Annotated in this window: 1 protein-coding gene; it reads left to right on the forward strand. The window is 23.0% G+C overall.

Annotated features, from left to right (window positions below):
- Positions 1–728, forward strand: a 728-nt coding sequence (locus B2X73_RS03310) for a hypothetical protein (protein WP_286496430.1), incomplete at its 5' end; no start/stop codon positions are given.
- Positions 729–796 lie beyond the last annotated feature (68 nt).

Consider the following 796-nt stretch of genomic DNA (forward strand, 5'->3'; position numbering starts at 1 on the left):
TTATGAAAAAGATATTTATATTTCTATTCTTTATATTATTGGTACTTTCTGCAACTTATACTTTATATTTAGTTCGTAAGACTTTTAATAATTATCAATTTGAATCTTATAATGAACTTTATTATAAAGTTCCACCTGTAAATAATGCACAATTTAAATCGTTAAAATCTTTTAATTCTCACTTGTTTTCAATTGTTGACGATAAAAACTTAAAGAATATTACAGTAAATTTCGATTCCAAATCAAATAAAGTAAGGCAAGTAAATTTAAATTACACATACAATCCTGAAACAATTGATGATAAAATAAAATCAATCATAAGGATATATAACTTAGGAGAAATTATCGAAATTAATAAAAGAATGATGAAAAAAATATCATTTTTTCGGAGTCCTGATGTATATAATTTTGAAAATACTAAATATGAAGAAATGTACTTTCCAGATGATTTCTTTATACATAAACCCATTGTAAATTATAATATAAAAGGAAATCCCATCGATTCAATTATAAATGATAGAATAAAGCTTTATGCTTTAAAAGGTATGGTTGAGCTAGATATTAACAATGATTATAAACCTGATTTATTAATTGAATCAAAAAACGAAAAATCTTATATGATTACTGGTTTTGTTGAGATAGACAAGAACCTATTTTTCCTATATTATTTAGATAATGATTCTATTAAAAAAATAAATGATCTATATAAATTAATAAATTTCAAATAATTTATAGTGCCTAACAAAAATTAATTTGGGCGTTCCCTTCGGTCGGACTATCCGTTCCAATCTTTTGT

The sequence above is a fragment of the Empedobacter sp. UBA7252 genome (genome assembly GCF_002472765.1).
Taxonomy (GTDB): Bacteria; Bacteroidota; Bacteroidia; order Flavobacteriales; family Weeksellaceae; genus Empedobacter; species Empedobacter falsenii_B.